Here is a 25,749-nt window from a genome sequence, read left to right as displayed (position 1 = left end):
AACCGCTCTCTCCTCTCTTTAGCTTGAACAACTCTCACAATCTTCAACTGTTGAAGAAGTAGATCGAACATAATAAGTCGTTTTCAGCCCTTCCTGCCATGCGAGCATATGCAATTCAAGTAGGTCCTTCGCTCGAACATTATTCGGAACATAAATATTAAAAGAAATCCCTTGATCGACATGACGTTGTCTTCTACCATTTTGACGAATACTCCATTTTTGATCGATTAGGTGAGCAGCTTTATAAAGCCATGTCGTTTCTGAATTTAGCTCGGGTGCTACGACTGGAATACGATAATTCTTCTTCTCCTCCATATAGAGCTTCGAGAAAATCGGATCAATTGAAGCAGTTGATCCGGCAATTAGAGCCGTCGTTGCATTTGGTGCTACCGCTAACAAGTAACCATTACGGATACCGTGCTCCTTCACTTCAGATTGTAGTTCCTGCCATTGTGGTGTATTGTAATCACGCTTATTGAAATAAGCACCTGTTTCCCATTCAGATCCTTTGAATTTCGGATAAGCTCCCTTTTCCTTCGCTAAAGACAAGCTTGCCTTAATCGCAGCATAATTGATCTTCTCATAGACACGCTCAACCTCTTCTACCGCTTCCTCTGATTCCCACTTAATACCATTACGTGCTAAATGATGATGCCATCCATACGTCCCGCCACCAATTGCACGATACGTTTGGTTTGTTAGCTCAGCCTGCTTCACATCCAGCTTATTAATATCAATAACATTATCGAGCATCCGAATTTGAATTGTAATAACACGATCTAAGACGTCATCCTTTAACACATTCGCAATTGATAATGAGCTTAAATTACACACTACATAGTCACCAGGCTTCTTTGTAATACGAATTGTCCCATCCTCAAGTGCTTCTTCTGTGACAACTGTTGAACTCATATTTTGCATAATTTCTGTACATAAATTAGAGCCATAAATCATACCATTATGAGAGTTAGGATTTAAGCGATTCGCTGTATCACGATAGAACATGTACGGAGTTCCTGTTTCAAGCTGTGAAATCATGACTCGTTTCATAATTTCAATCGCTGGAACCTCCTCCTTCGATAGCAACGGATGATTGACACATTGCTCATATCGTTCACGGAAGGATCCGGCACCCTTTTCTTCATCATAATGATCTTCTAATGAGAAGCCCATCACTTCTCTCACTTCATGAGGATCGAACAGATACCAGTTATCACGATTGTCTACCGCCTCCATGAATACATCTGGTACAGAGACCGCCGTAAATAAATCATGTGTTCGTTGACGCTCATCTCCATTGTTCAGCTTCGCATCTAAGAATGAAAAGATATCCTTATGCCAAACATCTAAATAAACGGCAATTGCACCTTGACGCTGACCAAGCTGATCCACACTAACGGCAACGTTATTTAATTGCTTCATCCACGGAATAACACCAGAAGAAACCCCTTTGAAGCCACGAATGCTTGAGCCCTTTGCTCGGATCTTTCCAAGGTATACACCAAGACCTCCACCGTTCTTACTAACCGTTGCTGCATCTGTACAACTATCAAAGATTGAACGCAAATCATCCTCAACCGTATCGATGAAACAGCTCGAAAGCTGACCGCCTTTCTTTCCCGCATTCGCAAGTGTTGGCGTTGCAACTGTCATGTAAAGGTGAGATAGCGCCCAGTAACTCTCCTTAACAAGCTCGACACGCTTTTCAACTGGTTCATTGACCATAAGCATCATCGAAATGACCATCCATCTCTCTTGTGGAAGCTCTAATAACGTTCCATCAAAGTCACGAGCTAAATAACGGTCTGCTAAAGTCTTAATGCCAACATACGTGAAGCGCTCGTCCTCATTCCCTTGAAATGCAGCTTCTAGCTCATGAAGCTCGTCTCTTGTATACGCCTTTAACCGTTCATCATAAATCCCTTTTTCAACTAGTTCTTCAATTAATGCTGAAAACTGTGTGTACTCTTCATCAATTTGACGTGTTGCTTGTACTTGCTCATACAAACCATTTAAATAACATCTAGCGGCAACATATGTCCAGTCAGGCTGATCCATATCTAGTTCAGTTAACGCACTTAATGCACGATTATCCCACGTATCGTTTTCCTTCCACTTATTCATCCACTGCTCAACATTCAAATGAGGAAATCCAGCTACTAAAGCTTCCTGAAATGATTTCTTTTCAAGAGTTTGATTCATTTCGATACACTCTCCCTTAAACGACACAATTATTTAAATGAGAAAACAACTATGAAGGTGCAAAAAGCGCCCTTTCTCACATGTGGGAAAGAGCGCGAAACGGCATATGTATTCAGACTAATACATTATGTAAAATAGGCCGTCTCACTTCTTACACCCCGAAGATAGCTGACTTTGGAATACGGCAGGTCTCCTGACTCGTGCTTCGCTCTACTCTGATCCTTCCCATGCAAAAACTAGCTCATTCTAGTCGCTTACACAGTGGATTTTTCATTTCGTCCACACTTACAGTTGCGGGGGCAGCTCTGGAATTTCACCAGATTCCCTATTAAGTAGTACATACACCGGCATTCCGCAAAAATCAATATATAGTTGTTTAATTCACTTTTCATTACGATATATAGTATATGGTACAGAATACCACTATTTTTTGCAAGCATATTTTTTTGAACGTTTTCGTCAAATTTGCCCAACATGAGCCAGTACGCCTGTTTCATTACAAAAAAAATTTACACGTCATTCACTCCAACGTCAATATGAGAAAAGGAACGAACATCGAATAAACCTAAATCCGTTAATTTCAATTCCGGGATAACAGGTAACGCCAAAAAAGATAAAGTCAAAAATGGGTTCCATTTTTCATCAAATCCAATTTTTCCTAAAGACTCTTCCAGTGCACTCAATGTCCGGTAAACAGTCGAATAAGATTCAAGTGACATTAATCCTGCCAAAGGTAACGATACATCGGCCAACACTTCTCCTTCTGACACAACAGCAATACCACCCTTTAGCTCAGCAACATGTGAGATCGCCTTATATATACTAAGGTCATCTGTCCCACATGTAACAATATTGTGTGAGTCATGAGCAATCGAAGCGACAATGGCACCGTTTTTGATCGGAAAGCCTTTCACAACCCCTACTCCAACATGCCCTAATCGATGATGCCTTTCTGCAACAACAAGCTTCAATTGGTTTTGTTTAACAGATGGAACAAATTGACCATTTTCCACCGTGACTTCCTCGACCAACGCTTTTGTCACAATAGAGCCAGGTGTAACAGCGATCACGTTGGCCTTTTGAGACTCCTCAAGTTTTAACTGAAGCGATTCTTTTTTCAATGTCATATGAACACTATCTAATAAATAAGCTGGAGGTGCTACGTATTCACGAAGCGATTGAACAAGCTTCCCATTTTGGGCGACACATTCTCCTTTTACAAAAACAGACTGAATTGTTAATTGTTGCAGATCCTCAATAAATAAAAAGCTCGCTTCGTAGCCTGGTGCTATTGCTCCTTTTTCTGTTAGCTTGAAGCATTCTGCAGCATTGAGACTGGCCATTTGGATCGCCTGAAGAGGTTCTACACCTAATCGAATAGCTTTACGAATAGAGGCGTCAATACTTCCTTCATCAACTAAATCATCTAAATGCTTATCATCTGTTGCAAACACACACCGTCTCGCATTAGAAGATGTTAAGATCGGTAGTAGCGCCTCGATATCTTTCGCAGCTGTTCCTTCTCTCATTAGTACGTACATGCCACGCCGAATCCGGTCCAATGCTTCTTCAGCTGTTACGGCTTCATGATCATTCTCAATTCCAGCGACTCGATATGCATTAATTCCCACTGTATCTAAGCCCGCTGCATGACCATCAATCGGCTTATGACGTTTCTTTGCCGCACTAATTTTTGCAAGCATTTCCTTCTGAGCAGAAAAGACAGAGGGATAGTCCATCACCTCAGCTAATCCATACGCTTCCGTTTCTTCGAATAATGTCTCAACTTCTTCTGCTGTAAGACTTGCTCCACTATTTTCAAAAGACGTGGCAGGAACTGATGACGGAACCATCACCTTCACATCAAGTGGAAGCCCCTTAGCAGCTTCAATCATGTAACGAACTGCTTCTATTCCACCAACGTTGGCAATCTCATGAGGGTCGGCCATAACCGTGGTGACTCCTTTTGGAACAACAATGCGTGCGAATTCCTCAGGTGGAACCATTGCTGATTCGATATGCACATGTCCATCAATAAAAGGAGGCGAAATATACGCACCTTTTGCATCAATCACTTCATTTCCTTCATATTCACCAATTCCAATAATAACGCCATCAGTAATCGCTATATCAGCTTCATATATCGTTAATGTAAAAACATCGATTATCTTCCCATTTTTAATGACGACTTCTGCTTTCTCAGCCTTTGTTGCTGCTTTTAACCTTGCTTCCATTTTTGCAAACATTTCGTACACCTCTTTTTTAACATCGATCTTATTCTTGAGGAATATCGTATCTTAATTATCTGAGAAAAGAAAGTCTAAGAAAAACGCGATAGCTTTTTTTCTTAACTTTGTCGTTCTGATCCCTTACAAAGGAGAGCTTTTCTGAACCTCCTCGCGGTCCACTGAAGTAAGACACAACGAATGCCACAAAAAGCGAAGGGAATCCTCATTCCACTAAAGCAGGGAAATCACACTTATTAAGAAGAAAAAGGAATCCTCATTCCGCTATTTGAGCTAAATGAGGCCAACAGAAGCCATAAAAGCCAAAATAGAGGCATGAGGAACCCTTACGGTATGAAAAAGTGAAATAAAGTAAAAATAGAGGCATGAGGAACCGCATACAGCACAACATGCGCGCAGCCGAAAGCTCCTGTTAATCGCTACTTCCTCATTAAGTTTTCCTACACTGCCCTTGATTAACTTCTCAATATTCTTTTCATTAAGATGCTTTATTTAACTTATAAAAAACAAACGGGCACGGAAAAAGATTGGTTTTAACCTTTTTCCGTGCCCGTTTGATCCACCTATAGTTTTCATCTCATCTACGCTTCTGCATTTTCATCAAGTTCCTTTACACGATCTAATGTCATCTTATAGCCATCATTACCATAATTAAGGCAACGTTTCACTCGGGAAATCGTTGCTGTGCTCGCACCTGTTTCGGTTTCAATCTTATGGTACGTATAGCCATTTTGCAGCATTCTCGCCACTTCTAACCGTTGCGCTAACGATTGAATTTCATTAATTGTGCATAAATCATCAAAGAATTCATAGCATTCTTCCAAATCCTTCAATGAAAGGATCGCTTTAAATAATTGGTCGAGCTCTTTCCCTCTTAGCTTGTCTATTTGCATTTTTTCACATCCTTCTGACATCCAAACATTAATAACTAATATGCTGATCTATTCCCATCGGAATGACATTCACCCATGTTTGCCCTGGTACGAGCGGGACAACATTACCATCTTTAACAGGTGTAATAATTCCATCTTGGTTTTCCCAATCAACTGATTGTACTTTCCCATCCTGAAACAGAAGAGCTTGTCCACCAGAGTTTAAATCAATTACACGACGTCCTTGTTCATCAACAACTTGATGAGACGTTTCGACTACAAATAAATTCTCAATCAACTGTGGTTCACCTGTTTCATGATCTACAGTTTGTAGTTCACCGTTAGCTCTTGTATAACCTGATAGTTCCACATTGAATTCGTAATTAATTCGATGACCGCTTGAATATTGAACAACAATACTCTCAGCGTTCTCACCTTCTATTTCATATTCCTCATCTAGACTATAAAACTCAAAAGTAGGAACATCACCCGCACGCTCATATCCCTCTTGTTCAATCCCTTGATAAATATGTTCAGCAGTAATGTAAGAATTGTGTGGCGCTACACGATCTGATGATCGCTGAAATAACGTACCATCGTACTTCATACCACTAATATAATCCAATTCTCTATTGATCGTTAGTCGTTGCTCTGCTTCAGGACTCCAGCCATGAGTAACAAAAATACTGTTATAGCCCTTTAATAAATCAATATGGTAAGTCCTGGAGCTGCGAACAGGACCAATTTTTTCGGGAAGTATACTATGGTACAACGCAACAAATCGAGTAATATTTCCCTCTGCTAATAATTCATAAACAATATCTGCGTCCACGAGCCCTGTTTGCGGACGAGCTCGTGGATCGTTATTGATCGTTACACCGATTATTCGATTTCCACTTTCCTCCTCTGCTTCTAACCCAGTTAACGGATAAGTAAATAGCGAAGAAGGTTCTAGTTCCTTTTCTTCAGCAGGTTCCTCTACCGCATCGTCAGGTACTTCTTCCGGCAATTTAGTTTCTTCGGTATTTGAACACCCTGCTATCATAATCCCACTTGCTAGTAGTACCGTTAGGATTTTCATTCCGTTCATCTGTCGCACAACCTTTTTTCCTTTAACTTAGTAACGCTTTCCTCTACGTCTAGTTTAACGCATAATCGCAGGAAAGAGTATCGTTTTCTTCTTCACATCATAAATTCCTTGCTGTGTTACTCGAATATACGGCAAATGAGTCGATGAAAAGAAAAGCATACTATAAATTGGATCTTCATGCTTATAGCCGCGCTCTCGCAGGAGAGAAACAAATTTTTCTTCTTCTGGAATTAAATCCTCCATGGCTTTCTTAGAGAGCATCCCAAATATTTCGAGCGGAATCCGTCCAATGACTTCATTGCTTTCAACAAGCGCTAATCCTCCACCTTGTTCCTTCAATGCATTAAATGCACGAACCATATCAGGAACACTCTTCCCAATAAGTATAATATCACCTGTAACCGTAAATGTACTAGCAAAGCCTTGCACATGTGTAGCAAAGCCTTTAATCATCGTTGTTATCTGCCACTTCCCATGCCGGTCAATCATCACAAAGAAGCTCTCATCATGACCATTTCTTATAGTAGAATGTGAACCTTCAACAGAGATCCTATAAGGCTTTAAAATAACTGAGTTAACCATTTCAATTCCCATAGGCATTGAAAAGTGCAACTCATCCTCCTTTAAGTCCCAGTCAATATGAAACGGTTCTGTCTCATATTGATCCCATGAAAATTGATCAAATGTTACACATCTTTTCTTGTCCTTTAACACCCATTGTCCTTTGGCGATGACCGACATAGGGGTAGGGTGGAATTCATCTTGAATGATATTTAAATGAGCAATACGCCCAGGAGCAATCATTCCAAGCTTATGATCAAGCTGATAATATACAGCTGGATTATAACTAGCCATTAAGTATGCATCAATCGGAGTAACGCCACTTTCAATCGCTATCGCAATTAGTTTATCCATTACACCATCTTTATAAAATGACGGTGGTGAACCATCAGTCGTTAATAAGCAACGATCAAATCGATCAATACCGATCGTTTTCATTTCTTTTAAAATCCTTGCAAGGTCAGGTCGTATTGATGAATGGCGCAGTGATGTGACATATCCTAAGTCTAATCTCCTCACAGCCTCTTCACCTGTCATCGCCTCATGATCAGCCGTAACACCTAACAAAGCCAGTTGAGATAAGGTCTTATTTGAAGCACCTGGTAAATGTCCCTCAATTCGTTTCCGTAAACGAGTCGTCTCCTGCATCCAATGTAGAGTCGCATCGTCTCCTTCTAACACTTTTGGCCATGCCGTAAGCTCCCCTCCTTGAATGACTAGCGGATGATCTAGCCATTCCTTCATCTTCGAATTTGAGAAGGCATCATCATTCAAAAGCTCAGTCTGGGCATCATAACGTGCCCACCAAAACATTGATACAGGTAGCTCATCCAACTCTTCAATGAACGTAAGCGCTTTCTTTTTTTCTAGATGTAAAAAGAGCATCATATTGTCATTAAGTAATGTTGTTGTTCCTGTCATCGCTGCATATTTCGCAAATGTATGGGGATTATACAACTGAAAAGGATGTGCATGATGCTCCATATAGCCAGGCACAATTTTCATATTTTGACAATCCACTATTTCTGTATCGTAAACCATATTTGGTAATTCACTGCCGACATAGACAATTCGATCATCAGAAACCCAGATGTTGCCCTGAACCCATTTCCTTCTTGCTACATTGAGATAAGTAGCATTCTTGAGCACAAGTGACGGAGAGCGTTCTCCTCTCACTACTTCAAGCTGTTGACGCATTCGTTTCTTTGTCCATCGATATAAGCGTTCTGGCATCGTCATCACTACTTTCATTTCTATAAGTCTTTAGCATTACTTTAACATAACTTTGTTACTCAAATAATAAAAGATGTTAAAAATGTTCACGAACTTTCTGTGAAGAATTTGTAAAGGAGCTAACTAACATGAAACCAAACATTTCTCTAATTGACTCTCTATGTCGAATTACTGCTGGACTAACTATTCTCGCATGGTCAACAGCTCAATTGACAAAGAGACAATCATCATCAGCACCAATTCTAATAGCGATGCTAGGCAGTATGAAAGTAGCTGAAGGGATTACACGCTTTTGTCCATTAGTATATATGGCAAAACAGAAGATCCACCATGTAGTTGAGGAGGAAAATAGTAAACCTCAACCAACTAATGATCATTCCACAACACCTTACCAACAGTCATTTCAGTAAACAACTACCTTATGGGAGGCAAGACCCTCTCATAAGGCTTTTCTTGCTACAATTATTATACTGTAAGGATAAGCTTTTCCCTTCTTACATTTATTTTACATAAGCAAAAACATTTGTAACAAACCTGTAAGGAATAATTATTAGAGCTTCCTGTAACGAGCGTAGCCGACGCTTTTCCTTGCCTGTCAAAAAAGAAACAACTTATGGTTATTCTTCCATAAGTTGTTTCTTATAAGCATTATAAAATATAAACAAACCGGTCACATTAAAACAAAGGAGAGTGAGACAATATGTTTGATTTTACTGAATTTGCACTCGACACATTATTTGTATATGCAATGGTTATTGGGACGATTGTCGCCATTGTTTATTTGTTTATGAAGAAGCGAGGCGCGAAATAGCACGGTAGCCAATATCGGTTCGATAAAATAAGCCTTCTTTTCCTAATAATTCAGCCTGTTCATACACTCGTTTTTGTGCATCTTGCAAATGAGGCTGTCTAGAAGCAATGAGAAACACACGACCACCATTTGTTTTCCATTGACCCTCTTCCTTCTTCGTTCCAGCATGGAAGACAAGTATATCAGAGTCGAGCTTATCTATACCTTCGATGACCGTCCCTTTAGGGTATGAGCCTGGGTAGCCTTCCGTCGCAAAAACAACGCCAATGACCGCATCATCTGACCAATTCAGTTCTGGCTTCTTCCCATCAAGCAGATCGATACAAACCTGAACAAGGTCAGAATCAAGTCTCGGTAGAATGACCTGTGTTTCAGGATCACCGAAGCGAACATTAAACTCAATCACTTTCGGGCCCGCTGCTGTCATCATTAAGCCAGCATACAAGAATCCTGTGAAGGGCGTCCCTTCTGAGATAAGAGCATCTGCCGCTGGCTGTAATACTTTATCAACAGCTTCTTGAACATCTTCTTGTGTAAATTGTGGCACTGGAGAATACGACCCCATCCCACCTGTATTCGGCCCTTTATCACCATCAAACGCTCGCTTATGGTCTTGTGCACCAACCATAGGAATAACTGTATTATGATGAACAAACGCCATTAGAGATAGCTCTTCACCTTCAAGATACTCTTCAATGACGACTTGTGCACTTGCTTCACCAAAGGCTCCGTCATTTAACATTGAATCTAATGCTTGAATCGCCTCTTCTTCTGTCATTGCAACAGTCACGCCTTTTCCTGCGGCAAGACCGTCTGCTTTAATGACAATAGGAGCTCCTTGTTCTTTCACATAAGCTACTGCTTGTTCATAATTCGTGAATACTTCATATCCACCTGTTGGAATGCTATACTTTTTCATCAATGATTTCGCAAACGATTTGCTTCCTTCAAGCAGGGCTGCATTTTTTTTCGGTCCAAACACGCGTAAACCAGCCTCTTCAAATCGATCAACAACACCAGCCAACAAAGGTACTTCAGGACCAACAATCGTAAGCGCAACTTCCTTTTCTTTCGCGAAAGCCACAAGCCCTTCATGATCACCTTCTGCAATCGCGACAGGTGTCGCTACATCTATCATTCCATCATTACCAGGGGCAACGAAGACTTCCTTAACTTGCTCGCTTTGCGCCGCTTTCCATGCTAATGCATGCTCGCGTCCGCCACTACCAATAATTAGAACGTTCACCGCTTATGCACTCCTTCTTTTGTCTTAATGTTTAAAATGACGTACGCCTGTCATAACCATTGCAATGCCATATTTATTGGCCATATCAATCGATTCCTGATCCTTAATAGAACCTCCTGGTTGAATAACAGCTGTGACCCCTGCCTTACCAGCAAGCTCTACTGTATCGCCCATCGGGAAGAAAGCATCTGATCCCATCACCGCACCTTTAATACGATCATTAGCTTGAGCAATCGCAATATCTGCGGCACCAACACGGTTCATCTGACCTGCTCCTACTCCAACCGTCATTTGACCATTCGTTAATACGATCGCATTAGATTTCACATGTTTGACAACCTTCCATGCTAGCTTCAATGCTTCCCATTCTTCTTCCGTCGGCTGGCGCTCTGTCACTACTTCAATATTTGCATCTTCAAAGCCATACGTATCCTCATCTTGAACAAGAAGACCTCCATGAATCGATGTAAGCATCGCCTCAGGCTTCGATTGTTTCTTCACATCAACAGTAAGTAAACGCAAATTTTTCTTCGCTGTTAACACATCAATCGCTTCTGGCGTAAAGGAAGGAGCAATAATAATCTCTAAGAAAATCTCCTTCATCTTTAATGCTGTTACTTGATCAATTTCACGGTTAGCCGCAACAATCCCACCGAAGATGGAAACCGAATCAGCTTCGTATGCACGACTGTACGCTTCTTCAATCGTTTGACCTGTCCCCACCCCACATGGATTCATATGTTTCACTGCGACAACAGCCGGCTCACTAAATTCCTTCACAATCGCTAACGCCGCATCCGCATCATGAATGTTATTATACGATAACTCTTTTCCATGTAGCTGCTTTGCACTAGCAATAGAGGCATGATCAGCTAATGGCTTCTTATAAAATGTCGCTTGTTGATGCGGATTTTCACCGTAACGCAAACCTTGTTGACGCTCATATGTTACTGTGAACGTCTCTGGCTCCGTCTCTTCAACTGCATCTGTTAAGTATTCAGCAATTAACGCATCATAAGCTGCTGTATGACGGAACACTTTCGCTGCAAGGCGACGCTTCGTTTCAATAGTCACATTATCACCTGATTTTAGCTCAGACAAAACCGTTTCATAATCAGCAGGATCTACAACAACTGTTACGTGCTGATGGTTCTTTGCTGCAGCACGAAGCATACTCGGACCACCAATATCAATATTTTCAATTGCGTCAGCAAACGTACAATCCGGCTTTGCAATCGTTTCTTTAAATGGATATAAATTAACGACTACTAGATCAATCGGTGTAATATTATGCTCTTGTAATTGCTTTTGGTGTTCCTCGCGTTCTCTCATCGCTAATAGACCACTATGAATATTCGGATGTAGTGTTTTCACACGACCATCTAAAATTTCAGGAAAATGGGTCACTTCAGAAATGCCGATAACAGGTACACCTGCATCTTGTAATGCTTTTTTCGTTCCACCTGTTGAAACGACCTCAAACCCTTGATCAACAAGTTGTTGAACAAATTCAACGATTCCATCTTTATTTGAAACGCTCACTAATGCGCGCTTGCTCATATCTATTCCGCCCTTTCAAATAAAATTAATATCAACTTAATTGTGCTCTTTACTTGTAAAAAGCTGCTGCAATGTTTCTGGGTATAACGTGTGCTCTATCGCTTGTACCTTTTGACGCAGCGTCTCAATTGTATCATTCTCCTCAATTCGAACAGACTCTTGTGCAATAATAGGTCCCGAATCCATTCCAGAATCGACATAATGAATCGTGACACCTGTGATTTTCACCTTAGCCTCAAACGCCTGACCAATCGCATCCAACCCAGGGAAAGAAGGAAGCAATGAAGGGTGAATGTTCACCATCCGCCCTTCATAGCCTTCCAATAATGTCTCACCAACGAGACGCATATAACCAGCAAGAACAAGAAAGGAGATGTCATACTTCTTTAGCTTAGAAACGATGTCCTGTTCAAACGCAGCTTTGCCATTATAATCCTTTGGAGAAAAAGCAAACACATCGATGCCGTATGATTGTGCTCGCTCAACTACCTTCGCGCCTGGCTTGTCTGTAACGACGAGGGCAACCTCTGCATCTAATGTTCCTTTTTTTGTTGCTTGAATTATAGCTTCAGCATTACTTCCACTACCTGAAGCGAACACTGCTATTCTCATTCGTTAATGCCTCCGATCGTTACTCCTTCACCCTTTATGACCTTCCCGATTAAGTAAGCCTCTTCTCCTTGCTCATTAAACAGTTCAATCGCACGAGCTGCTTCCTCTTTAGGTACAACCACTGCCATGCCAATCCCCATATTAAACGTAGAGAAAAGCTCCTCATCCGTTAGTTTACCGTATGATTGTAGGGCATGAAAAATTGGCAATACAGGCCAAGAACCATGATCAATGTGAATACCTAAGCCGTAAGGAAGCATTCTCGGTATATTTTCATAGAAACCTCCACCAGTTATATGAGCCATTCCGCGAACGTCTACTTCCTTCATACATGCTAGCAATGGTTTGACGTAAATTTTTGTTGGCGTTAATAATTCCTCACCTAACGATTTCCCTAGCTCATCGACTGTATCTTTAAGTGTAAATCCATGATCTTTTAGGAAGATTTTGCGAACAAGAGAAAAACCATTACTATGAACACCACTTGAGGCAATACCAATGACAGCATTCCCTTCTTCAATCTCATCTCCTGTAATCATTTCTTTCTTCTCAACAGCTCCAACAGCAAAGCCAGCTATATCATAATCATCTTCACTATACATCCCAGGCATTTCTGCCGTTTCACCACCGACAAGAGCGCAGCCCGCTTGTTCACAGCCATCTGCTACTCCCTTAACAATCGCTTCTAAACGCTCTGGAACGGCTTTCCCACATGCAATATAATCAAGGAAGTAAAGAGGTTCTGCCCCTTGAACGACAATGTCATTCACACACATTGCCACAGCGTCAATTCCAATCGTGTCATGCTTATCCATCATAAAAGCAAGCATCAGCTTCGTTCCTACTCCATCTGTACCAGAAACGAGAACAGGCTCCTTTAAATTTAAAGAGGACAGGTCAAACATTCCTCCAAAGCCTCCAAGTCCACCCATCACACCATGACGCTTCGTACGATTCACGTGGCTTTTCATTCTCTCTACTGCTTCATAGCCAGCTTCTAAGCTGACACCTGCTTTCTTATATGCTTCTGACATCAATTCAGGCTCCCTTCTCTTCTAAACCTTCGCATAAGGATGTAACGTATCCGGATAAATCTCTGTAGGATAACTCCCGGTGAAACATGCTAAACATTGACCACAGTTCGGTGAATCATCAGAACGACCGATCCCTTCCATCAGTCCGTCCGTTGAAAGGAACGCCAAAGAATCAGCTCCCATCATTTCACGCATTTCTTCTAATGAATGATTCGCCGCAATTAATTCACCTGAAGTCGATGTATCAATTCCATAGAAACAAGGGTGCTTAATAGGTGGGGAGCTAATTCGTACATGGACTTCAGTAGCTCCAGCATCTCGTAGCATATTCACAATTCGCTTACTCGTTGTTCCACGTACAATCGAATCATCAATCATGACGACACGTTTCCCTTCAACAACTCCACGAACAGGAGAAAGCTTCATCTTCACCCCTTGCTCTCGTAGCTCTTGGGAAGGCTGGATAAATGTTCGACCAACATAACGGTTCTTAATCATCCCTAATTCATATGGAATACCAGACTGTTCAGCATAACCAATCGCAGCTGAAATACTAGAGTCTGGCACACCTGTGACAACGTCCGCCTCAACAGGTGACTCCATAGCAAGCTGTTTCCCTAAATTCTTTCTCGATGTATGAACGTTAATCTCATCAAGATTGCTATCTGGTCGAGCAAAATAAATATATTCCATGCTACAAATCGCGCGGTTAGATGTACCCGAAAAGCGTTGAGATCGTAAACCATCTTCATCTATGACGATTAACTCACCTGGCTCAACTTCTCGAACATACTCAGCACCGATAATATCAAATGCACACGTTTCAGATGCTACAACATACGCATCACCTAAACGGCCGAGGGATAATGGACGTAAGCCATTCGGATCAAGAGCAATCATTAATTGCTGCTCATTCATGACCGCCAACGCATAGGCACCCTTTAGCATCGTTAACGCATTACGAAACTGCTCTTCAAGCGAAGCAAAGCCACTTCGCTTAATTAAGTGTGCAACAACCTCCGTATCAGATGTCGATTGAAAAATACTCCCTTGACCTTCTAACTGATGCTTCATGCTTGTCGCATTGACAAGATTTCCGTTATGAGCGATCGCAATGCTCCCTGTTTGCGAGCGGAACATTAGAGGCTGCACATTGGCAAAGCCTCCTCCTCCCGCAGTGCATAACGAACATGACCGATTGCTGCATGGCCACTTAATTCTTTGAAATCATTCGGGCTAAATACGTCATTTACAAGCCCGAGACCTTTGTGAATCGTTAATTGTTCACCATCTGATACGACGATACCCGCTCCCTCTTGACCGCGATGCTGTAAACTATGAAGACCATAATACGTTAGTTGAGCTGCATCTTTATGTCCCCAAATCGCAAACACACCACATTCTTCATTTAAGCCTTTGATTTCAGCAAACATGGAATGGCTCCTTTCCAAGCCTCGACAATTTCTTCTTGAGTTGCTTCAAGTATCACTTGTTGTTCTTCATCTTTCACCGTTAACACAGCTGTATCTGTTACAACCCCAATCTTAGTACCCGAAACCACTGATTCGAAATCAGCTACTTGACTCGGGTTAACCGTAACGACAAATCTAGATTGCGATTCAGCAAATAGCGCAGAAACAGCTTCACCTGATACTGCTACATCGGCACCTAACGACCCAGACGTCATACATTCTGCCAACGCAACACTTAGTCCACCTTCAGCGACGTCATGCGCTGATTGAACGAGACCATTTTGAATAGCTGCTAATAGTTGCTCTTGACGTTGCTTTTCCTCTTCAAGATCAAGCACTGGTGCTTTACCAGATAACTCACCATCCACTAGCTTTTGCAGCTCACTACCACCAAACTCCGACTTCGTTTCACCTAAAAGATAAATCACATCCCCAGCTTGTTTAAACGCTTGGGTCGTAATATGATCGACATCCTCAACTAGTCCAACCATCCCGATAACAGGTGTTGGATAAATGGCTACACCGTGCGACTCATTATATAACGAAACGTTTCCACCAATAACAGGTGTATTTAACACACGACATGCCTCGCTCATCCCGTCTGTTGATTTCTCTAATTGCCAGAAGATTTCTGGCTTTTCAGGACTACCATAATTCAAGCCATCTGTTAATCCAAGTGGCTTCGCTCCTGAGCAAATAATATTTCGTGCAGCCTCTGCAACGGCAATCTGACCACCTACTTCAGGATCAAGGTAAATATAACGAGAATTACAATCTGTCGTCATCGCAAGCGCTTTGCGGGTACCACGCACACGCAGTACGGCTGCATCAGAACCAGGCTCAACAACTGTATTCGTCTGCACCATATAATCATACTGATCGTAAACCCATTCTTTGTTCGCAATCGTTGGCTGCTTTAACAATTGCAGAAAGGTTTCTTTCGTATCTTGAATAACAGGTACGTTATTTTCCATCTGTTGAAACTTCTTATAATACTCTGCTACCTTTGACGGCTTATGATAAACAGGAGCTTCTTCAGCAAGAGCATCAACTGGCAAATCTGCAACGACTTCACCTTTATGAAGCAGACGTAGACGCTTATCGTCTGTCACATGACCAACCTCTGCTGAAAGCAAACCCCATCGGTCAAAGATCTCCTTAATCTCTTGCTCACGACCTTTTTTCACGACAATTAACATACGCTCTTGAGATTCGGAAAGCATCATCTCGTAAGGAGTCATTCCTTTTTCACGTTGTGGAATTAAGTCTAAATTCATCTCAATTCCAGAGCCTGCTTTACTTGCCATCTCTGCAGATGAAGACGTTAAACCTGCAGCTCCCATGTCTTGAATACCAACTAACGCATCATTTTGAATAAGCTCTAAACATGCTTCAAGTAATAGCTTTTCCATGAACGGATCGCCAACTTGAACAGCAGGACGCTTCTCATCGGCATCTTCTCCAAGCTCCTCAGAGGCAAAGGTTGCACCGTGAATACCATCACGTCCCGTACTAGCACCGACATACATGACGGTATTACCAACACCTTTGGCTTGACCTTTTTGAATATCTTTATGATCAATTAAACCGACACACATCGCATTAACTAGTGGATTCGCTTCATAGCATGGATCGAATTGAATCTCACCACCAACAGTTGGAACGCCCATACAGTTCCATAACCAGCAATCCCTGCAACAACTTCCTCAAATAAATATTTCACACGCTCGGATTCAAGCTCACCAAAGCGTAACGAATTCAATAATGCAATCGGACGTGCGCCCATTGAAAAAACATCACGCAAAATCCCACCAACACCTGTAGCGGCACCTTGGAATGGTTCAATTGCTGATGGATGATTATGACTTTCTACCTTAAACACAACCGCCTGTCCATCACCAATATCAATAATTCCCGCACCTTCTCCAGGCCCTTGCAACACTTGCTCTCCTTCAGTTGGGAATTTCTTTAAGACGACTTTGGAATTTTTATAACTACAATGCTCCGACCACATAACAGAGAAAATGCCCGTTTCCGTATAATTCGGGGTACGTCCAAGAATACCCTCAACCATCGCAAATTCTTCATCTGTAAGACCCATTCCACGGTATAGCTTTTCCTCTTTCACACGCTCAGCTGTTGGTTCAAGAAGTAGTGACATGAGATTCCCTCCAATTTTTCACAATCGATTGAAAAAGTCTTAATCCATCTTCACGGCCAAGCAATGCATCAACCGCTCGTTCAGGATGTGGCATCATTCCTAATACGTTACCACCTTCGTTTACAATTCCAGCAATGTTCGCTTTCGATCCGTTAATTGGCTGCTCATAACGGAATACGACTTGCTTCTGCTCTTCAAGCTTCGTTAACGTTTCCTCATCACACTCATAGTTCCCTTCACCATGTGCAACTGGAATATTAATAACTTCACCTTGCTCATAATTAGAAGTAAACTTCGTCTCATTATTTTCAACGACTAAATTCGTAGGTCGACAAATAAATTTCAGCCCATCATTACGTTTCATCGCTCCTGGTAACAGACCAACTTCTAGAAGCACTTGGAAGCCATTACATACGCCTAATACTGGCTTTCCTGCCTCTGCAAAAGCAACAACCTCATCCATAATCGGTGCAAAGCGAGCAATCGCACCAGAACGAAGATAGTCACCATAAGAGAATCCCCCTGGGAGTAATACGCCATCAAAGCCTTCGAGCGACGTTTCATCGTAGCGTACATATTCCACTTCTTCACCTATACCATCACGAATCGCGTGATACATATCAGAATCACAATTTGATCCTGGGAAGACAATCACTGCAAATTTCATGAAGTAACACCCTCCTCAATTTCGTAGCGATAGTCTTCAATAACGGTATTCGCAAGTAACTTAGAACACATTTCATCAATTCGCTTCTCAACATCAGACGTGTCTGTTAATGTCAATTCCATGTATTTACCGATTCTTACTTCTTCTACTTCCTTGTAGCCTTTCGTGTGAAGAGCACGCTTCACTGCTCCTCCTTGTGGATCAAGAACACTTTCTCTTAACGTAACGTATACTTTTACTTTGTACATGATGCGCCTCCTAAGCGTGATAAGATTTCTTCATATCCTTCTTGTAAACTTCCAATATTTCGTCTAAATAAATCTTTATCAAATCGTTGATTCGTTTCTTTATCCCAAAGTCTACAAGTATCAGGAGAGATTTCATCAGCTAGTAAAATATCTCCCTCTTTCGTACGACCAAACTCCAGCTTAAAATCAACTAACCGAACATTTAACGTATCAAACAATGTGATTAAATGCTTATTCACTTCCTGTCCCTTTTCACGTAGAACGAGTAAATCTTCCGGTGTCGCAACATCTAAAATCGCAATATGATCCTCTGTTACGAGTGGATCACCTAAGTCATCATCCTTGTAGTAGAATTCCACTATCGGCGTCTGTAGCTGCGTCCCCTCTTCCATTCCAAGACGCTTTGATAAGCTTCCTGCTACGACATTTCGGACAACAACTTCAAGAGGAATAATCTCTACTTCCTTCACGTGCTGCTCTGTTTCAGAGAGACGTTTAATGAAATGACTTTTCACACCATTCTTTTGTAAATAATCAAAGATCAAGGTCGTAATTTCGTTATTTAAACGTGCCTTTCCAGCTAATGTTTCCTTTTTCTCTCCATTGAATGCAGTCGCTGAATCCTTATACTCAATCCAAAGTTCAGCAGGCTTGTCCGTTTTGTAGATCTTCTTCGCTTTTCCTTCGTAAAGCAAGTCGCCTTTTTTCATGAGATCGAACCTCCGAATTTATTAGTCTTCTAATCCTACTCTTCTAAAGATCGTATCAACATGCCTCATATGATGTTCATAGTTAAAGCATTCTTCAATTTCAGCAGGTGATAGTACACTCGTAATACGCTCCTCCGCTTCGACTAGTTCACGGAATTGAACACCCTTCTCCCACGCTTCCATCGCTTTCGGCTGGACAAGGTCATATGCTTCCTCACGTACCATCTTTATTAATAAGGGTGAGCAGAACACGCTGTGAGTAAATTAATCCATACGTGCGTGTCATATTACGCTTCATGTTCTCAGGGAATACCGTCAAGTTCTTCACGATATTTCCGAAACGATTTAGCATATAATTCAAGGCAATCGTTGCATCAGGTAGAATGATCCGTTCAGCAGATGAATGAGAAATATCACGCTCATGCCATAAAGGTACATTTTCATAGGCCGTTAACATATGTCCACGAACAACTCTTGCAAGACCTGTCATATTTTCTGAGCCGATTGGATTTCGCTTATGTGGCATAGCTGACGAACCTTTTTGTCCTTTTGCAAAAAATTCCTCTACCTCACGCGTTTCACTCTTTTGTAAGCCGCGAATTTCTACTGCGAACTTTTCAATCGATGTCGCAATTAAAGCAAGTGCTCCCATATATTCAGCGTGGCGATCACGTTGTAACGTTTGTGTTGAAATAGGCGCTGCTTGAAGTCCTAGCTTTTTACAAACAAATTCTTCAATTGCAGGATCAATATTCGCAAATGTACCAACAGCTCCTGATAATTTACCAACGCGAACACCTTCTGCTGCATGCTTAAAACGCTCTAGGTTACGCTTCATTTCTTCATACCAAAGGGCAAGCTTCAATCCGAACGTTGTCGCTCAGCATGAACTCCATGAGTACGCCCCATCATAATCGTAAATTTATGCTCTAGCGCTTTGTTTTTCAAAATGTCAATAAACCGTTCGATATCGGCAAGTAAAATGTCATTAGCCTGCTTTAATAAATAAGAAAGAGCCGTATCGACCACATCGGTTGACGTTAAGCCATAATGAACCCACTTTCGCTCTTCACCCAATGTTTCAGAAACCGCACGAGTAAATGCGACAACGTCATGACGAGTCTCTTCTTCAATTTCAAGTATGCGTTTCACATCAAAGCTAGCATTTTCTCTAATTTTCTGCACATCTTCCTTTGGAATCTCTCCAAGCTCAGCCCATGCCTCACATGCAACAATTTCAACTTCAAGCCACGCTTGATAACGATTTTCCTCAGTCCAGATTGATCCCATTTCAGGTCGCGTATAACGTTCGATCATAGGTTCATAGCCTCCACATGTTTATATTTATAAGTTCTTAATTACATTTCCCCGACAACTTCTTCGGTTCTTCTCACACTGCCTGCCTCGAATTTTATGCTTTCTTATTTTTTAACAAATCGTGCTATTCCTTCATAACACGCTCAAGCTGTCTTTCTGCTTCTTCTAATGACTCCGCTGTCACTGTTAGATGACCCATCTTTCGTTTTTCCTTTGCTTCAGCTTTCCCATATAAGTGGAGCTTTGCTTCGCTCAGCTTAGGCAACCCCTGCATAATCATTTCAACATGCTCTCCAAGGATGTTCTCCATAATGACTGGTCGTAGTAGATCAGTTGACCCAAGTGGCAATCCGCAGACAGCACGTATATGCTGCTCAAACTGTGATGTCACACAAGCCTCAATGGAATAGTGACCAGAATTATGTGGTCTCGGCGCTAATTCATTGACATATAATCTGCCATCCTCAAGCATGAAAAGTTCCACCGCCAATGTCCCAACGACATTTAATTCCGTCACAAGTGTCAGAGCGATTCTCTTTGCTTCTTCAATCACCTGATCATTCACTCGTGCTGGTACGTATGAACGGTGTAAAATATTATCCTTATGGTCATTCTCCGCTACTGGAAAAACAGCTGTTTCTCCATTTCTTGACCGCGTTACGATCACTGACAGCTCAAGAGAGAACGGAATCCACGCTTCAAGTACACATTCTGATTGATTCAATAGCTCACTTGCTGCTTCGGTTAATTGCTTCTCATCTTTCACAACTCGTTGACCTTTTCCGTCGTATCCTCCACGACAGGTTTTTAAAACAGCAGGGAAGCCGATCTCTTCTATAGCACCTTCAACATCTTCAATCGAATGAATGGCATGAAAAGGGGCAACTGGAATGCCTACCGATTGAATCGTTTCCTTTTCGAGTAGACGATGCTGAGTAAATCGTAATACGTCTGCTCCTTGAGGGAAATCTGCCTCCTCCGTAAGCCATGTTGCCGTTTCACTATCAATATTTTCAAATTCATACGTGATGACATCTGAGATCTTGGCCAGCTTCTTCGCTGCCTCACGATCATCATATGGTGCTTCTATAACATAATCAGCGACCTGCCCACAGGGCGAATCTTGACCTGGCTCTAAGACAGCAATGCGATAACCCATTTGCTTAGCTGCCATCGCCATCATTCGCCCAAGCTGTCCCCCACCAATAATACCAATCGTTTGTCCGGGTTTTATCATTCGTGTCATAGTTGTTCACTGCTTTCAATGACAGCTTGTCTCGTCTTCTCTCGCCGTTCTTCTAAACGCTGGTGAACCTCTGGTTGAAAGGCTCCTAATAATTGCGCTGCAAGTAACCCCGCATTTGTCGCGCCTGCCTTTCCAATAGCAACCGTTGCTACTGGAACTCCACCCGGCATTTGAACGATCGATAATAAAGAATCAAGCCCCTGTAACGCTCTTGATTGTACAGGCACGCCAATAACAGGCAACGTCGTTTTCGCTGCAACCATACCTGGAAGGTGAGCAGCTCCTCCTGCGCCTGCTATAATGACTTTTATCCCTCGTTCTCTTGCCTTTTCTGCATATTCAAACATTAAATCCGGTGTCCGGTGAGCCGAAACAACCTTTTTCTCATAGGCAACCTCTAGCTCATCTAACACGTCACATGCCGCTTTCATTGTATCCCAATCAGATGTACTTCCCATTATGACGCCCACTTCTGGATTCACGTTCTAATCGCCCCTTTCCTTCTGAGATGTTTTCATGAATAATCACTTTTTTTAAAATCACATAAAAAAGCATAGAAAAAGCTTACTTTACCACTCTATATTCGAGAGAAAGGAAGCAACTTCTACGCTTTCATAGTTCCAAAGTGCAACGACCTTTCCTCATAGTCCAGTCATTTACGGTAACTGGGTAGAAACTTTTGGACCCTATCTCCAATGATATATGAGGTTTATTTCGCTTTTTTCAATCATCTAGCTACATCTTACAAGGAACAGCTCATTATGTCAATAAAATGTCGAACATTAAGAAAACCATTTCCTTCTATTGTTCGTTTTCTGTCAAAACCCCTTCAAACACAATCTTCTGACGAACCGGTACGTATTCTTTCGTTGATCGCTCAGTTCGTTCTTCAAATATCGGCTTCTCTAACCTTCTCATCGGCTGGTACCCTTCCTTTTTCATACGATCTAAGCACTGCTCTATCGTTTCTCCTGATTCTACTTCAAATTTCTTTTTCCGTTGTTTTGTCAATCCAAGTCCATTCCTTCCCTATGTATATATCTGAATTGCTCAATAGCTTATCATTAATATGGTGGAATGAAAAGATATACATACAAGAACACCGAAAAAGGAATAACCAAACTTTTTCAGCGCCCTTCTAACTACTCATTTATCTGTTTTTGGGACAAATCGTTTCTTATGTGTAAATTGTACATCATAGTCGGTCACGTCACGTAAGGCTTGCTCCTCTTCGTTAATCCGAATCGATAACACCCATCCATTAAGAACGGTAAAAACCACGGCCGTTACATAGGCTTGAAACATAAGTGGAAGCATAAGCAGCTCTGTAATGACGATTAAATAGTTAGGATGACGTATAAACCGATAAGGCCCCTTGACCTTCACCTTTGCTCCTGGTAAAACGATAATTCTCGTATTCCAAAAGCGCCCTAATGAAGATAAAGCCCACCCTCTAAATAGTTGAGCTACGATGAAGAAACAAAAAGGAATAATCGACCATACGAAAAATTGCGGAGGTCGTACAGTGACCTCGAGTAAAAGTGAGACAAAAAACATCACATGTACAATGACAATGTAAATATAATGTTTCCTTCCTACTTCATAGCCTCCTTGTTCTTTCATCCATCGTTCATTGTTCTTAGCGATGATAACTTCTACTACACGTTGGGCGATAATAAAAAAAATGAATATGTATACAATCATCCTTCGTTCATCCCTCTCCATTGCATGAGTACCATCTCGGAGCAAAATCCTGGACCTAATGAAGCCATCAATCCATATTCACCTTCTTGATGATCCTTTTTCATTATTCTTTCAAGTACATATAAAACAGTCGGCGAAGACATATTACCATGCTTCCTCAAAACGTCTTTAGACTCTGTCAATAACACTTCATTAATATGTAAACACTCAATATAAGCATCTAGTACTTTTTTTCCACCAGGATGGGCAATAAACTCCGAAATATCTTCTATCTTCAAATCTACTTTGTCCAAAAAAGAGAAGACCGTTGGCTGTAGCCATTGACGAATAATAGCTGGAATACTTCTCGAAAACACAACGTGTAAACCAGAATCCTTCACATCCCACCCCATCACATCTTCAGAATGTGGCATTAACGTTGATTCTGTTGAGATAACAAAAGGGATTTGTTTTTGATTAAGGTCACTCGCCACATTTGAGTCATCACCACAAATCAATGTACATGCAATACCATCAGCAAATAAGGACGTTCCAACGAGATTACTTTTTGATCGATCCTTCCTTTGAAACGTTAAGCTACAGAGCTCGACGCATACGACGAGAACATTTTGCTCAGGAAAAGCACGACAATACTCATACGCTCGACTAACACCTGCCGTCCCTCCGGCACAACCTAAGCCCCATAACGGAATTCGTTTCGTATGTGGTGAAAAAGGTAGATGATTCATAATCCTCGCATCCAAACTAGGGGTAGACATTCCGGAGCTCGTGACACACACAATCGCATCAATACGCTCATACTCAATCGTTTTTTTAAAGAAAAAGGGTTGATTTAAACATTTTTCAATAGCTTTAACTGAATATTGCGTCGCCAATTGTATATAGAGATCATTTCGTTCCTTTAAAGAGTGTTCTTTTTGAAACCAATCAATCGGTACGGCAAATTGTCGCTGATCGATTTGTCCATTTTGGAAAACAGTTAACAATCGCTCGATGTCTTGATAATCTTCTTGAAACAATTCACGAGCAAATTCAGTCGTCGTATCTTGGTTTAATGTATATTCAGGCTCAAATCGACTAACAGAAGCAACAAATGGCATATTCCCACCCCTAGAAAAAATAGATAAAGGTAGTATCACCTAGCAACTGGTAAAATATTCATTAAGCACGGCTTCGAATATTCTTAAGAACACCAATAAAAGTTAAAACCAAACATTTTCAGTACCGTTATTCTTGTTTGATTCTCTTCATTTCGGGAAAAGTAACACAAAACGAATGATTTGAAAGGAGATTTCTATGAGTTCGATGTTATATGGCAATACACCACCTTTTTTAGGTGCAGAAATCGCAAACGAGCAATCTTTCAAAGATGCAGATGTGCTTATTTATGGTGTTCCTTGGGAAGGGGCCGTTACATGGGGAGATTATACAGGCTGTGAACTAGGTCCAAAGGTGATGCGCTTATGTTCTGCTCGTTACAGTGGCTACTTGCCTGAATTAGACGACATTGATGTGTTTGAGCATTTATCATTAGCTGACCTTGGTGATGTTGACGTTGTACCTGCTAATGTGGAAGAAACGATGAATCGGATTGAAACATTTGCCTCACGTATATGGAAAACGAACAAATTCCCACTAGCTCTTGGTGGGGACCATGGCATTACGTATCCTATTGTAAAAGCATTAACCGAAACAACGAACAAAAAGGTAGGTATGATCCATTTAGATGCCCATTATGATAATATGCCCCACCATGAGGGGGATCAATATGCTCGTTCAACCCCTTTTGCTAGGTTGTATGAGCTTGATGGTGTAGTAAATGAAAGCTTGATCCATACCGGTATTCACGGACCAAGAAATAAACCTGAGAGTGGTCGGTTCGCAAAAGAAGCTGGTGCAAAAACGTTCACTATTAATCACATCCGTGAAACACCTAACATAAGAAATCTTGCTGAATCGATCTATGACCTAGCAAGTCACAATACGGATATGATTTATTTAAGTGTATGTAGTGACGTGCTTGATTTCGCTTTTAACCCGGGAGGACCCGTTGACGGAAATGGGCTAACCTCTTTTGAACTTCTAACACTCATTTATGAATTTACAAAACGGGGAATTATCGGAATGGATTTTGTAGAAGTCTATCCACAACAAGACCCAACTGATTTATCCTCACACTTTGCATCCACTATTGCGTTGTATGCATTTGCTGGACATATTAGGAGTAAAGAAAGTAGCTAGTATGTGAATGACGATCTAATATGAGAAGCTTTTCAACATGTTGAAAAGCTTCTATATGATTTGAAGAACACATTCTTTTCCTTTTGTACACATAAGAAAAAACGGGCAAAAACCGCCCGGTCTATTTTGAAAGTATTGCGTGGTCCCGTTACAACATCCTGGTTCTTTCATAAAACGGGTAACGAGTGAAGTCCATACCACCCGAAATTCAGCCTAATTTTTCCCTCCGCTGTCCATCGGAGAGATAACAGAAGCGCACAAAGAACAAGTGGAATCCATATTCCTCTAAATCGGAAAAAACCGTTTTCTAAGCAGAAAAAGGAATCCTCATTCCTCTATTTGTGCTAAATGAGGCCATAAGGAGCAAAAAAATTAAAATAGAGGAATGAGAAACCGTAACGGACATGAAAAAGGAAATAGAGGTGAAATAGAGGCATGAAGAACCGCATACAGCAAGTATTACCTATCTGCGCCTCGTGCTTGACCATTTGTACACATAAAAAAGCACAATCCTAC

Annotated in this window: 20 protein-coding genes, 3 pseudogenes and 2 riboswitches; of the genes and pseudogenes, 3 read left to right on the top strand and 20 right to left on the bottom strand. The window is 41.4% G+C overall.

Going from position 1 to position 25,749, the window contains the following annotated elements; genetic code table 11:
• Positions 1 to 18: 18 nt before the first annotated feature.
• From JCM9152_RS03915 to JCM9152_RS03895, 5 genes are all read right to left on the bottom strand, one after another.
• Positions 19 to 2,202, bottom strand: coding sequence for a ribonucleoside-diphosphate reductase subunit alpha (locus JCM9152_RS03915; protein ID WP_035341205.1), 2,184 nt, complete (start codon positions 2,200 to 2,202; stop codon positions 19 to 21).
• Between the two features lie 166 nt (positions 2,203 to 2,368).
• Positions 2,369 to 2,567, bottom strand: a riboswitch (cobalamin riboswitch).
• A gap of 144 nt (positions 2,568 to 2,711) precedes the next feature.
• Positions 2,712 to 4,448 (bottom strand): adenine deaminase, encoded by a 1,737-nt coding sequence (gene ade / locus JCM9152_RS03910; protein WP_035341203.1) that lies wholly within the window; start codon positions 4,446 to 4,448, stop codon positions 2,712 to 2,714.
• Positions 4,449 to 5,029: 581 nt separating this feature from the next.
• On the bottom strand, positions 5,030 to 5,341 hold the full coding sequence (locus JCM9152_RS03905) for a YerC/YecD family TrpR-related protein (RefSeq protein ID WP_035341200.1): 312 nt from the start codon (positions 5,339 to 5,341) through the stop codon (positions 5,030 to 5,032).
• 28 nt (positions 5,342 to 5,369) lie between these two features.
• The gene (locus tag JCM9152_RS03900) at positions 5,370 to 6,410 is read right to left on the bottom strand and encodes a DUF3048 domain-containing protein (protein WP_035341197.1); all 1,041 of its coding nucleotides are present in this window, start codon (positions 6,408 to 6,410) and stop codon (positions 5,370 to 5,372) included.
• A gap of 54 nt (positions 6,411 to 6,464) precedes the next feature.
• Entirely contained in the window at positions 6,465 to 8,204 is a 1,740-nt protein-coding gene (locus JCM9152_RS03895) for an adenine deaminase C-terminal domain-containing protein (RefSeq protein WP_035341445.1), read from the bottom strand.
• 128 nt (positions 8,205 to 8,332) lie between these two features.
• Between JCM9152_RS03895 and JCM9152_RS03890 the strand changes: the two genes are divergently transcribed.
• Both JCM9152_RS03890 and JCM9152_RS23910 read left to right on the top strand, forming a co-directional pair.
• Positions 8,333 to 8,614, top strand: a complete 282-nt coding sequence (locus JCM9152_RS03890; protein WP_035341194.1) for a YgaP family membrane protein — start codon at positions 8,333 to 8,335, stop codon at positions 8,612 to 8,614.
• Between the two features lie 290 nt (positions 8,615 to 8,904).
• Positions 8,905 to 9,015: an EYxxD motif small membrane protein gene (locus tag JCM9152_RS23910; protein ID WP_369384516.1), complete on the top strand. Its 111-nt coding sequence runs from the start codon at positions 8,905 to 8,907 to the stop codon at positions 9,013 to 9,015.
• On the opposite strand, the gene purD is transcribed toward JCM9152_RS23910, so the two are convergent.
• From purD to JCM9152_RS03815, 15 genes and pseudogenes are all read right to left on the bottom strand, one after another.
• Positions 8,990 to 10,261 carry a phosphoribosylamine--glycine ligase gene (purD, locus tag JCM9152_RS03885; protein WP_035341191.1) on the bottom strand — a complete coding sequence of 424 codons (1,272 nt, stop codon included), beginning with the start codon at positions 10,259 to 10,261 and terminating at the stop codon, positions 8,990 to 8,992. The two genes, JCM9152_RS23910 and purD, sit on opposite strands and share 26 nt — an antisense overlap.
• A 24-nt stretch (positions 10,262 to 10,285) precedes the next feature.
• The gene (gene purH / locus JCM9152_RS03880) at positions 10,286 to 11,821 is read right to left on the bottom strand and encodes a bifunctional phosphoribosylaminoimidazolecarboxamide formyltransferase/IMP cyclohydrolase (protein ID WP_035341188.1); all 1,536 of its coding nucleotides are present in this window, start codon (positions 11,819 to 11,821) and stop codon (positions 10,286 to 10,288) included.
• Between the two features lie 36 nt (positions 11,822 to 11,857).
• Complete coding sequence (gene purN, locus JCM9152_RS03875) at positions 11,858 to 12,433, bottom strand: phosphoribosylglycinamide formyltransferase (protein ID WP_035341185.1); 576 nt, start codon at positions 12,431 to 12,433, stop codon at positions 11,858 to 11,860.
• Complete coding sequence (purM, locus tag JCM9152_RS03870) at positions 12,430 to 13,467, bottom strand: phosphoribosylformylglycinamidine cyclo-ligase (RefSeq protein WP_035341182.1); 1,038 nt, start codon at positions 13,465 to 13,467, stop codon at positions 12,430 to 12,432. The genes purN and purM overlap by 4 nt, the downstream gene beginning before the upstream one ends.
• A gap of 21 nt (positions 13,468 to 13,488) precedes the next feature.
• Positions 13,489 to 14,900: pseudogene (gene purF / locus JCM9152_RS03865) on the bottom strand (amidophosphoribosyltransferase).
• Positions 14,876 to 17,100 (bottom strand): annotated as a pseudogene (gene purL / locus JCM9152_RS03860) (phosphoribosylformylglycinamidine synthase subunit PurL). Before purL ends, purF begins: the two co-directional pseudogenes overlap by 25 nt.
• The gene (gene purQ, locus JCM9152_RS03855; protein ID WP_035341172.1) at positions 17,084 to 17,767 is read right to left on the bottom strand and encodes a phosphoribosylformylglycinamidine synthase subunit PurQ; all 684 of its coding nucleotides are present in this window, start codon (positions 17,765 to 17,767) and stop codon (positions 17,084 to 17,086) included. Before purQ ends, purL begins: the two are co-directional and overlap by 17 nt.
• Positions 17,764 to 18,015 (bottom strand): phosphoribosylformylglycinamidine synthase subunit PurS, encoded by a 252-nt coding sequence (gene purS, locus JCM9152_RS03850; protein ID WP_035341169.1) that lies wholly within the window; start codon positions 18,013 to 18,015, stop codon positions 17,764 to 17,766. The genes purQ and purS overlap by 4 nt, the downstream gene beginning before the upstream one ends.
• A complete protein-coding gene (purC, locus tag JCM9152_RS03845) occupies positions 18,003 to 18,725 on the bottom strand; it encodes a phosphoribosylaminoimidazolesuccinocarboxamide synthase (RefSeq protein WP_035341166.1) in 723 nt (240 codons plus the stop codon). The genes purS and purC overlap by 13 nt, the downstream gene beginning before the upstream one ends.
• A 21-nt stretch (positions 18,726 to 18,746) precedes the next feature.
• A pseudogene (purB, locus tag JCM9152_RS03840) lies at positions 18,747 to 20,042 on the bottom strand (adenylosuccinate lyase).
• Positions 20,043 to 20,166: 124 nt separating this feature from the next.
• Complete coding sequence (gene purK / locus JCM9152_RS03835) at positions 20,167 to 21,288, bottom strand: 5-(carboxyamino)imidazole ribonucleotide synthase (protein ID WP_035341163.1); 1,122 nt, start codon at positions 21,286 to 21,288, stop codon at positions 20,167 to 20,169.
• Positions 21,285 to 21,770: a 5-(carboxyamino)imidazole ribonucleotide mutase gene (gene purE, locus JCM9152_RS03830; RefSeq protein WP_035341160.1), complete on the bottom strand. Its 486-nt coding sequence runs from the start codon at positions 21,768 to 21,770 to the stop codon at positions 21,285 to 21,287. The genes purK and purE overlap by 4 nt, the downstream gene beginning before the upstream one ends.
• A 142-nt stretch (positions 21,771 to 21,912) precedes the next feature.
• A riboswitch (purine riboswitch) is annotated at positions 21,913 to 22,014 on the bottom strand.
• A 75-nt stretch (positions 22,015 to 22,089) separates the two neighbouring features.
• Positions 22,090 to 22,299: an NETI motif-containing protein gene (locus tag JCM9152_RS03825; RefSeq protein WP_035341156.1), complete on the bottom strand. Its 210-nt coding sequence runs from the start codon at positions 22,297 to 22,299 to the stop codon at positions 22,090 to 22,092.
• A gap of 135 nt (positions 22,300 to 22,434) precedes the next feature.
• A complete protein-coding gene (locus tag JCM9152_RS03820; RefSeq protein ID WP_035341153.1) occupies positions 22,435 to 22,992 on the bottom strand; it encodes an isoprenylcysteine carboxyl methyltransferase family protein in 558 nt (185 codons plus the stop codon).
• Positions 22,989 to 24,092, bottom strand: a complete 1,104-nt coding sequence (locus JCM9152_RS03815; RefSeq protein WP_035341151.1) for a type III polyketide synthase — start codon at positions 24,090 to 24,092, stop codon at positions 22,989 to 22,991. The genes JCM9152_RS03820 and JCM9152_RS03815 overlap by 4 nt, the downstream gene beginning before the upstream one ends.
• A 196-nt stretch (positions 24,093 to 24,288) precedes the next feature.
• Between JCM9152_RS03815 and JCM9152_RS03810 the strand changes: the two genes are divergently transcribed.
• The gene (locus tag JCM9152_RS03810; protein WP_035341148.1) at positions 24,289 to 25,233 is read left to right on the top strand and encodes an agmatinase family protein; all 945 of its coding nucleotides are present in this window, start codon (positions 24,289 to 24,291) and stop codon (positions 25,231 to 25,233) included.
• Positions 25,234 to 25,749: the final 516 nt, after the last annotated feature.

This window comes from Halalkalibacter hemicellulosilyticusJCM 9152, from assembly GCF_000513115.1.
GTDB classification, from domain to species: Bacteria; Bacillota; Bacilli; order Bacillales; family Bacillaceae_D; genus Halalkalibacter; species Halalkalibacter hemicellulosilyticus.
Note: the sequence above shows the minus strand (reverse complement) of the source record. Positions and strands in the feature narration are given on the sequence as shown.